Genomic DNA, 9,397 nt, shown 5'->3' on the forward strand with positions numbered 1-9,397 from the left:
TATCAATCCACGCCGTGCCATCATCCGGCGCTCCAGCATAGCTATCATGCCAATTGTCTTCGCACCACTCCCAAACATTGCCACTCATGTCATACAGTCCCCAACCATTGGGCTTTTTCTGTCCTACGGGATGAGTTGTGCGATTAGAATTTTCGCTACCCCAAGCGTAATCTCCTAACTGATTATCATCATCACCAAAATAATAGCGAGTGGTTGTCCCCGCACGACAAGCATATTCCCATTCCGCTTCTGTGGGTAGGCGATAGGTTTTGCCGGTTATTTGACTCAATTTCTGACAAAAAGCTTGAGCGTCGTCCCAACTAACCCTTTCTACTGGATTTTGGGGATTATTTTTAAAGTGAGAGGGATTGTTTCCCATTACTGCTTGATATTGTGCTTGAGTAATGGGATATTTGCCGATGGCAAAACTGTTTACTTTAACTTGGTGTGGAGGCTTTTCAGAATCGCTTTTAGAAGAACCCATGGTAAATTTACCTGCTGGTAAGCTTACCATCTCTAGTCTTATCCCATTGGCTAGTTTTTCGGTAAATGGAGTAGGTGAAGCAATTGGGGGTATTGGTGACACAGGCATCCTGACTGCTGCTTGTGCTTGTTGAACAGGTTGTAAAGCATTTAAAACCTGTTGTGCCGTCCATCTTTGTTTTCTATCTTTTTGCAAACACCCTTCAATAATTGGTTTAAACTCTTTCGGTAAACTAGGGATTTGTAGCTCACAATTCATCACCTTTGCCATTAATTGGTTAATATCATTATTAAACTTATAGGGAAGTTGCTTAGTCGTCATTTCGATTAACATAATACCCAATGACCACAGATCCCAAGCCGATGAAATATCCCCTTTAAAGGCTTCGGGAGGCATATAAATAATTGTCCCGCTATTATGTACTGTTTGAGTGTGGCTTTTGTTATTTAAAGTTCTAATTAAGCCAAAATCTGCTAACTTGTATTGTTGATTAACCCTCAGGATATTACCCGGTTTTAAATCTCGATGGACTTTATTTTGTCCATGAAGATAATTTAAGCCTTGGGCGACTTGAGCAGTAATATTTTTAATCTCCCCCGATGACAAACCGCCTTTTTGAATGTGATTTTCTAGGCTACCCTGTGCCAGTTCCATCACTAAATAAAGCATCTCCGTATTGAGAAAACGAAATTCCCCCACGGAATAAGCTTTAATTAAATTAGAATGTTCTAATTTTCTGGCATTTTGTAACTCAATTAATTTATCATCGCTACTTTCGGGAATAACTTTAATCGCCACTTCTTGAACCGATGTATTTCTGACTATTTCACTGGCATGAAATACACCTCCAAAACCCCCCGCACCGATAAACTTATTAAGACGATAAGAGTTTATTTGTTGTCCTTCTAACATCTTCATCATTTGGTCTAGCATGATAATAACTCCTGAATTAGTCAATTTTTCCGTTAAAATATTGTCATTGGTTAGACTCTGTTTTAACCTTGGTTTTTCTATTTTAACTTGAGCTTTTAGCTTTGCTGTGCCATGGGGAATAATGGTTTTACTCTGCTTAATTCAACCTATAGCCGCAAAAACTTTGACCTCATCATCCCATTCTAGTAAAGGGATTGCGAGAGATTAAACAAACCTATGACTATTTCCCTAAAACTCCATCACCCCATCCCCCACTCCCCCAAAAATATTAAGAGATGTAACTATTTACCCCCAACCCAGAAAGTGATTACTCAACAGGGGTGAGATCAGGATAGTCTAGATCGAGCAGTCAGATAGATGTTTAGTTAAATTCCTACTTCAGATATGTCCGTTTCTAGTCCTCCTCGTTCCCTGCGTATCGGTTCCCGTAAAAGTCAGTTAGCCCTAGTACAAACCTACTGGGTACAGGCAGAATTGAGTAAACACCACCCCCATCGACAGTTTGAGGTGGAGACGATGAGTACCCAAGGCGATAAAATTCTCGATGTGGCCCTGGCGAAAATCGGTGATAAGGGTTTATTTACCAAAGAATTAGAAGTGGGAATGTTGGATAGATCGATCGATCTTGCTGTCCATTCTCTCAAGGATCTGCCCACTAATTTACCCGAAGGCTTAATCTTGGGTTGCGTCACCGAAAGAGTTAATCCGGCCGATGCTTTGGTGGTAAATAGCAAAAATCAAGACTATCAATTAGATAATTTACCAGAAGGTTCAGTAATTGGGACTTCTTCTCTGCGTCGATTGGCCCAGTTGCGTCACCATTATCCCCATCTGACTTTTAAAGATGTGCGCGGCAATGTCAACACCCGTCTGGCCAAACTGGACGCGGGAGAATACGATGGGATTATTCTGGCAGTAGCGGGGTTAGAAAGGTTAGGATTAGGCGATCGAGTTCATCAGGTTATTCCGGCGGAAATTTCTCTCCATGCGGTGGGACAGGGGGCTTTAGGGATAGAATGCCGCGATGCTGATCCGGAGGTCTTGGAAGTCCTAAAAGTGTTGGAACACGCCCCTAGCCGCGATAAATGCTATGCTGAACGCGCTTTTTTACGGGAGTTGGAGGGGGGCTGTCAAGTTCCCATCGGAGTGAATACGGCGATCGAGGATGGTATCCTAACTTTAACGGGTATGGTGGCTAGTCTCGACGGTAAGCGCCTGATTAAGGACTCGGTTAGCGGTGATCCTAGCCATGGGGAAGCTTTAGGACGAGATTTAGCCCATAAACTGCGCGATGCTGGTGCTGGAGAGATTTTAGCCGAGATTTTCGCTGAAGTGGGACGATAATCAGTGATCGGTTATCAGTTATCAGTCTTAATTAACTTTGGTTCGGTTGATAGTCTTTTCCCCCGGGATGAGAGAATTGCTTTTCGGAGTCAGGAAATTGTGCAGGATGTGACGATTTTGAATTAAAACTAAAGTTGCGATCGCTAAGAGAAAATAACCAAAACTTTTTTGTAACTGTTTTGCAGACACAAACTGTCCTAGATAGGAACCGATAAGAGTACCGAGGGCAGCCGCAAAAGCAAAGGATAGGGTTAACTGCCAATCGACGCTAATATGACCTAAATAGCCCAGTAATCCGGCTACAGAATTGAGGGAAATAATCAGCAGCGAAGTAGCGATCGCCTGAGCCATGGGGATTTTACCCAATAATACCAGCGCGGGAACGATAGCGAAGCCGCCCCCAACCCCAACTAATCCCGTCAGGACACCCACAGCAATTCCTTCACTCATTAACCAGAGCCAGCAATATTGACAGACCGGTTGGGGGTAGAGGGTGAGATTTTTTGGCCGATCGCGGGCTTTATAATCAGGATTATCTATCTGTGTTGATCTGCCGATCATAAAGGCTGCCGCTATAAGCATTAGTGTCGCAAACAGGAGCATCTGGAAGGTGGCAGTGACGAAGGGTAATGTGGCTAATCTTGCTCCCCAAAAAGCCCCTACCATCGTCGCAGAACCGAAGATAAAAGCGATTTTTAAGTTAATGTTCCCTTTTTTCCAGTGGGGAATCGTGCCAAGTAAACTGACACTACCGATGACTAGAAGCGTCATAGCGATCGCCGATTTGGTCGGTACTCCCATCACATAGACTAGAATCGGTAATGCTAGTACAGAACCTCCTCCTCCTAACAATCCCAGACTAATCCCCGTACAAACGGCTAATAAATGTCCAATTAACCAAGTCATTTCAGTTATCAGTTATTTTAGCTATCGGTCGTCAGTCGTCAGGAGATACGGTGATAGGGTTTTAGGGTGTTGGGGTGTTGGGGTTTTAGGGTGTTGGGGTTTTAGTTGAAATTCCCCCACTTCCCCACTTCCCCACTTCCCAATTCATAATTTATAATTCATAATTTATAATTCCCACACCCAACCCCCTATTTCCCCCGATGGGGTTGATTATAGGGAAGTTTAGCCAGAAGCATAGCTAAAGCACAGGTATTACTAATCCCCGCAAAAACTAGACCGGAACCGACAAAACCGCTTAAAATCAGGAACCAAGGCGAGAGAAAGGCTCCTAATACTGTTCCGAGGACAACTAAGGAACCAGCAACAATCTGCACCTGACGGAATAGACTAATTGGCGCATTTTGGTCTTTTTCGGTGGTATAACCCGCACTTTTCCAGGTATTTAAGCCGTTTTTTAGCTGTGCAACTTGGCTAAATCCTGCCGCAATCAGTTTTTGTGCCGCTACAGTGGATCTGCTGCCGGAATTACAGTAGAGAACTAGGGTTTGATTGGGGTCAAAAGCGATCGAATTAGGGTTAAAACTGGAAAGTGGTACTAATTTCGCCCCTGGAATGCGATCGCTGGCGTACTCCCCTGGTTCTCGCACGTCAATTAAGCAAACTTCTCGGCGCTCAATTAAGTTTTTTAAAGTATGGGCATCAAATTCTCGTAATTTTGCCTGATTTGTGGTATTAGTCATCGTTAATCTCCTGAATGGATATTTAAGCTAAAACAACTCCTAAATTGCCGCAGCCTTGGTTAGCGGGAACAGCTTCCATGATCTTTTTGGGATCGGGTAAATTAAGACTGTTCATAAACTCGATAAATTGTCTGCGGTTACGTCCGACAAAACGGGGATTGTATTGTTTTTCTTCGGCAATGGTGGAGACGGTTAAACCGCGATAGTCGTGGCCGGGATAAACTAGGGTACTATCGGGGAGAGTGAAAAGTTTTTGCGTGACCGAATCAAAGAGAGTACCAGCATCGCCGCTTTGGAAGTCGGTACGACCACAACCCCGGATAAATAGAGCATCTCCTGTCAAAAGATGACTGTTATTGACTAAATAAGCTAGATGACTATCGGTGTGGCCAGGAGTAGCGATCGCTTTGATGATGATATTTCCTAGCAATAATTCCTCTCCATCCGTCAGATGGCGATCAGCACAGGCTACCTGAGCATTTTCGGGAACTATACCCAGACAGCCTGTGATTTGCCTTAATTTTCCAGTTCCTGTGACGTGATCGGCGTGAATATGGGTTTCTAAACAATATTTTAGCGTTAATCCTAGCTCCCGTAATTGCCGATCATCCCTTTCCACCTGTTCCTGCACTGGATCCACTAATGCCGCTTCCTTGCTGACGGGATCGGCAATCAAATAAGTATAAGTGCTGGTTTCGGGATCGAACATCTGACGGAATAGCATGATCTCTGACTCCCTTTGTATAACTTTATAACTATACTACCATATAATTATGAACTTGGAGGAAACCTCTAGCAGGATTAATTTTTTGGCTGTATCTCACTGTCGAGTCAAGAGCCAAAAATACAAATAGAGCGAGAACTGTCGCTCTTGCAGTTCCCGCTCTATTATTGTTGTGTTGTTGGACTGTCTAACTCCCAAATATTGAGTTAAATTAGTACAACTCTTCTTCTTTGTGGGTGACGATCACACAGTTAGAAGTAGGATAGGCGACACAGGTGAGGACATAACCCGCTTTAATTTGATCGTCATCTAAGAAAGATTGATCGGATTGATCAACGCTACCGGATTCGATTTTACCAGCGCAAGCAGAGCAAGCACCAGCACGGCAAGAAAAGGGTAAATCTAATTTTTTTTCTTCTGCTGCCTCGAGAATATATTCATCATCGGGAACATCAATTGTCTGCACGCCATCGGGTGTTTTCAGGGTGACTTTATAAGTGGTTGTCTTTGTTTTCTTTGCCATAGGTTGTTGCTCAATCTCAAAATGCCTTCTCTCGCCGTTTAGACTGAACGGGTCGAATTAGTTTCCTTTTTGATACTACGGGAAAATTTACCATGCTCAACTTAGCATTAGTAATGACAGCCGTAAATAAACTTAAAATAATATTTACTTATCTCTTGGATAAATAACCCCCGCTAGTTGTGGATGAATCGTCAAATAATTTCATCAATCTTTAGGTAATAAGTAGTTGGATAACATTAAAGTTTTTTAGCTATCAGCTAGAAAAGCTAAAAGTCAAGAGTTGGGAGTGGGCGAGATGGAGAAGAAAAAAGCTTAATCCTGCAAAAAAGCGAGAGGATAACTCATATTCTCAGCAAAACCCAAGATACCTCGATCTCGATGCTCATAGAGTAAATTTTCTTGATTATCAAATAAAAAACTCCCTCCCCGTTGGGTGAGATAACTACTATCAGGAACATAGGTTGGCCAATTGCCCAAAACTTGACCCATATTACGGAGTCTCAGGGTGGCTAATTCAAAAGGTCGCTGAAAACCTTGACCCCCAGCAAGATTGAATAGGGAACCCCGGAAAGGTGGTAAAGGCCGCGCTTGAATTGTTTCCTCCTCGGCAATTAATTGGGGGGCTTTGCGATCGCCAAGATAACCCCGCAGCACTTCGGCCAGAGTCCCCGGACTACCCACACCCGCACACATGAAAATTAGATTTAACCAAGCATTTTGCCCGGGGGAAAATCTGGGTAATTTTAACGATAAACCGCGATACAGTCCCAATAAATTATGTAATTCGGCTTTGGGGTCAACAAAAAGCCAATCTTGCCGAAATTTCGTATATTCAGCGAATTTTAAACCTGAATTGCGATCGCCGATACCGATGGCCCGAATGGTTATCCCGGCATTTTGCCAAAGGGCTGCCTCTTTTTCTAACCACCAAGCGTATTCGAGACTGTCAAAATCTCCCAATTGCGGCCAAACAAGAATTAAAAGACGTTTATACCCAGTACAATCGCTTAAAATTGGCACTATTTGCCCATCGCTGACCCTTTGGCGTTGAATTGTTGAAAATATTTCATAGCTGCTGCTCATAGATAAATTTCTCCTAATAAAACCGCTGCTTTTGCCCCCGTGACTTTCGGTAAATTACCGGGGAAATTGTGCCAGCGCCAATAGGCCAAGAGGGCAAAAGCGATCGCTTCTTTAAAATCGCTATTTAATCCTACCTGATCGGTGGTCAAAAGCTTGACATTTGACCCCAAATGTGCTAGGAGTCGTTGGCGCAGGTAGGCATTGCGAGCGCCACCACCGCAGAGCAGCACTTCCGCGGGCATTTCTGGCAAAAAGGTTTGATAGCTGTGGGCGATCGAAATGGCGGTTAAATCGGTTAAACTAGCCAACCAGTCGGCATCACTGAGGGAATAAGCTTGGGCATCCTGGCGCAATTGGGCTAGATAGGCGGGGCTAAATAACTCTCTGCCAGTGGATTTAGGAGGATATTGTTGAAAATAAGGCTCCTGTAGCCATTTATGAACTAATTCGGAGCAGGGTTGACCCTGAGCCGACCATTGACCGTTATGGTCGTAGGTTTGTTGGCCTTGGCTCAAAAATTGTACGGCCAAATCGATGAGGACATTGCCGGGGCCAGTATCCCAACCGAAAATTTTTTGCTGCCAATTTTCCCTTTGTCGGGGGGGTAGATAGGTTAAATTGCCAATACCACCGATATTTTGGACGCAGCGGGTTTTAGTGGGGTGAGAGAGCAGATAAGCGTCAATTTTCGGCACTAGGGGCGCACCGTGACCAGCTTGGGCGATATCGGCAGCGCGAAAATTACTAATGGTGGGAATACGGGTAATTTTTGCGATCGCTGCTCCCCGTCCTAATTGTACCGTGTAACCGAGGCGATCGTTTTCGGGGGGTCGATGAAAAACGGTTTGACCGTGACTGCCGATTAATTGGGCTTTTGGGGCTTCTTTTTGGATATTTAAAGCGGCATGGGCGAATTCTGCAGCGATATCATCATCTAAGCTGGCTAAAGCTTCAATAGATAGCTTTTCTCCCCCACAGACTTGCAAAATTGTCTCTCGTAATCGGGGGGAATAGGGATAGGTTTCTCCAGCTAATAACTGCACCTGTGGAGATTCCACAGTACCGCTAATCTCCACTAAAGCGGTATCGATACCATCCACCGATGTGCCACTCATTAAACCGATAACTAACAAGTTTTTTCCCTCAAGTGTCGATTGTTGATTATTTTATCCCCCCCCGACAATAGTAACAATTTCTAATTTATCCCCCTCCTTGATTTCGGTGTTTTCCCAATACTGACGATGGAGGATTTCCCCGTTATATTCCACGGCAACTAACCGAGGATTCATGCCCAAATTTTCTAGCATTTGCGGTAGTTTAGTTGCGGGTAAACAGGTTTGAGTTTTGCCGTTGATTTGCAAGGTTATTTCTGACATGGATTTGGATATGAACGAATCAAGTTAATCGGAGGAGACAGTATTCTCCGAGACAGTATTCTCCGAGACAGGAGACTATTTTTATTTATTCTTTCCACACCCCACACCCTACACCCCACACCCCCGTTCCCTACTTTAATTGGTTTAATAATTGTTGGGTGATGACCTCGGGATGCTGCGCTTCCATGATGGCCCGGACTACAGCTACCCGCTGCGCTCCTGCCTCTAAAACCTCTTTAATGTTACTACTATCAATACCACCGATCGCAAACCAGGGTAAAGGGCAATTTTCCCGCGCATAACGGACATATTCCAATCCTGCGGGTGCTTTTCCCGCTTTCGTGGGGGTGGCATAAACTGGACCGACTCCCACATAATCGGCCTTTTCTTGGATTGCTTTGGCCATCTCTTGGGGATTAGTGGTGGACCGGCCGATAATTGCCGTCGGACCGAGAAATTGCCGTGCTAGGGAAATCGGTACATCCTGTTGACCGAGGTGAACACCATCGGCATGAATGGCCTGAGCAATATCGACGCGATCGTTCATAATAAACAAAGCATCGTAACGGTGGCATAACTCACACAGTTTAGCGGCCTCTTCTAAACGAATGGTATCAGCGGCGGTTTTATGGCGGTACTGCACCAATTTTAAACCTCCTTTTAGGGCTAATTCGACGATTTCTAGGAGATTTTCGGCAGGAGAAGTGACTAAATAGAGGGGAGATGCTTGCAGTTTTTCCAGAGGTGGAGAGATTAATAGTTTACTCTCTAGCTGATAAACCCGATAGCGCAGCTGTTTACAGGCTATCCCTAGTTCCAGATCATAGAGTTTACCGTATTCTTCTAAAACCCTGAAAGCCTCCTGTACGCGAGCGAGATTGGCCTGCAGCAGTCCCTCGACAGTCTCGCGGATTTCTTCCCTGGGATGGCTTAAATCCCTGCCGATATCGCCGGCTGTGTCCCGATGTCGTTTAAGATCGATCGAGTGCCAACTAGCTAATTGATGGCGCATTTCTTTACATTCTTGGGCTAAATCGGGATTATCTAAGCCAAAACGACACCATTCTTCGATAATTCGCAGTCCTTCTCTGGCGCGGTCAAGGTTAGCATCAAGAATCCGTTTAATCGCCGTGGTTTCTAGTTTCATCGAAAATTTGGGTCTGAAACCCCGTCGTTCTACGACGGCTTTACCGTTAAATACTAGCGCATTTACCAAATATATGCTAAAATGTGAGACATGGAAAAAGCCTATTCGTTTCGATTTTACCCCACACCAGAACAAGA

Annotated in this window: 11 protein-coding genes; 2 read left to right on the forward strand and 9 right to left on the reverse strand. The window is 44.4% G+C overall.

Features of this window, described 5'->3' with window-relative positions; genetic code table 11:
- On the reverse strand, positions 1-1,417 hold a 1,417-nt coding region (locus IM322_RS21970), incomplete at its 3' end, for a protein kinase domain-containing protein (protein ID WP_287674914.1).
- 384 nt (positions 1,418-1,801) lie between these two features.
- Between IM322_RS21970 and hemC the strand changes: the two genes are divergently transcribed.
- Positions 1,802-2,761, forward strand: a complete 960-nt coding sequence (hemC, locus tag IM322_RS21975; RefSeq protein WP_002778319.1) for a hydroxymethylbilane synthase — start codon at positions 1,802-1,804, stop codon at positions 2,759-2,761.
- A 27-nt stretch (positions 2,762-2,788) separates the two neighbouring features.
- Here hemC and IM322_RS21980 read toward each other — a convergent pair whose 3' ends face one another.
- From IM322_RS21980 to IM322_RS22015, 8 genes are all read right to left on the reverse strand, one after another.
- Positions 2,789-3,667 carry a sulfite exporter TauE/SafE family protein gene (locus IM322_RS21980; RefSeq protein WP_002756059.1) on the reverse strand — a complete coding sequence of 293 codons (879 nt, stop codon included), beginning with the start codon at positions 3,665-3,667 and terminating at the stop codon, positions 2,789-2,791.
- A gap of 188 nt (positions 3,668-3,855) precedes the next feature.
- Positions 3,856-4,407: a rhodanese-like domain-containing protein gene (locus tag IM322_RS21985; RefSeq protein WP_002756060.1), complete on the reverse strand. Its 552-nt coding sequence runs from the start codon at positions 4,405-4,407 to the stop codon at positions 3,856-3,858.
- Positions 4,408-4,429: 22 nt separating this feature from the next.
- Positions 4,430-5,131, reverse strand: coding sequence for an MBL fold metallo-hydrolase (locus IM322_RS21990; RefSeq protein WP_002756061.1), 702 nt, complete (start codon positions 5,129-5,131; stop codon positions 4,430-4,432).
- A gap of 211 nt (positions 5,132-5,342) precedes the next feature.
- Entirely contained in the window at positions 5,343-5,654 is a 312-nt protein-coding gene (locus IM322_RS21995; protein WP_002778327.1) for a 2Fe-2S iron-sulfur cluster-binding protein, read from the reverse strand.
- 312 nt (positions 5,655-5,966) lie between these two features.
- On the reverse strand, positions 5,967-6,737 hold the full coding sequence (locus IM322_RS22000) for a peroxiredoxin-like family protein (RefSeq protein ID WP_287674919.1): 771 nt from the start codon (positions 6,735-6,737) through the stop codon (positions 5,967-5,969).
- Positions 6,734-7,870, reverse strand: coding sequence for an anhydro-N-acetylmuramic acid kinase (locus IM322_RS22005; RefSeq protein WP_287674920.1), 1,137 nt, complete (start codon positions 7,868-7,870; stop codon positions 6,734-6,736). Before IM322_RS22005 ends, IM322_RS22000 begins: the two co-directional genes overlap by 4 nt.
- Positions 7,871-7,903: 33 nt before the next feature.
- Entirely contained in the window at positions 7,904-8,113 is a 210-nt protein-coding gene (gene thiS / locus IM322_RS22010; RefSeq protein WP_002751314.1) for a sulfur carrier protein ThiS, read from the reverse strand.
- A gap of 130 nt (positions 8,114-8,243) precedes the next feature.
- Entirely contained in the window at positions 8,244-9,260 is a 1,017-nt protein-coding gene (locus IM322_RS22015) for a thiamine phosphate synthase (protein WP_287674923.1), read from the reverse strand.
- A gap of 90 nt (positions 9,261-9,350) precedes the next feature.
- Between IM322_RS22015 and IM322_RS23605 the strand changes: the two genes are divergently transcribed.
- A partial coding sequence (locus IM322_RS23605) for a helix-turn-helix domain-containing protein (protein WP_353737100.1) occupies positions 9,351-9,397 on the forward strand: 47 nt, incomplete at its 3' end.

Origin of the sequence: Microcystis sp. M109S1 (genome assembly GCF_020247025.1) — a bacterium.
Taxonomy (GTDB): Bacteria; Cyanobacteriota; Cyanobacteriia; order Cyanobacteriales; family Microcystaceae; genus Microcystis.

What these genes read in the sequence shown, in the direction of transcription:
- IM322_RS21990 (WP_002756061.1), bottom strand. Translation starts at nt 5,131, where the DNA reads ATGCTATTCCGTCAGATGTTCGATCCCGAAACCAGCACTTATACTTAT.
- hemC (WP_002778319.1), top strand. Translation starts at nt 1,802, where the DNA reads ATGTCCGTTTCTAGTCCTCCTCGTTCCCTGCGTATCGGTTCCCGTAAA.
- IM322_RS21980 (WP_002756059.1), bottom strand. Translation starts at nt 3,667, where the DNA reads ATGACTTGGTTAATTGGACATTTATTAGCCGTTTGTACGGGGATTAGT.
- IM322_RS21995 (WP_002778327.1), bottom strand. Translation starts at nt 5,654, where the DNA reads ATGGCAAAGAAAACAAAGACAACCACTTATAAAGTCACCCTGAAAACA.
- thiS (WP_002751314.1), bottom strand. Translation starts at nt 8,113, where the DNA reads ATGTCAGAAATAACCTTGCAAATCAACGGCAAAACTCAAACCTGTTTA.
- IM322_RS22000 (WP_287674919.1), bottom strand. Translation starts at nt 6,737, where the DNA reads ATGAGCAGCAGCTATGAAATATTTTCAACAATTCAACGCCAAAGGGTC.
- IM322_RS22015 (WP_287674923.1), bottom strand. Translation starts at nt 9,260, where the DNA reads ATGAAACTAGAAACCACGGCGATTAAACGGATTCTTGATGCTAACCTT.
- IM322_RS21985 (WP_002756060.1), bottom strand. Translation starts at nt 4,407, where the DNA reads ATGACTAATACCACAAATCAGGCAAAATTACGAGAATTTGATGCCCAT.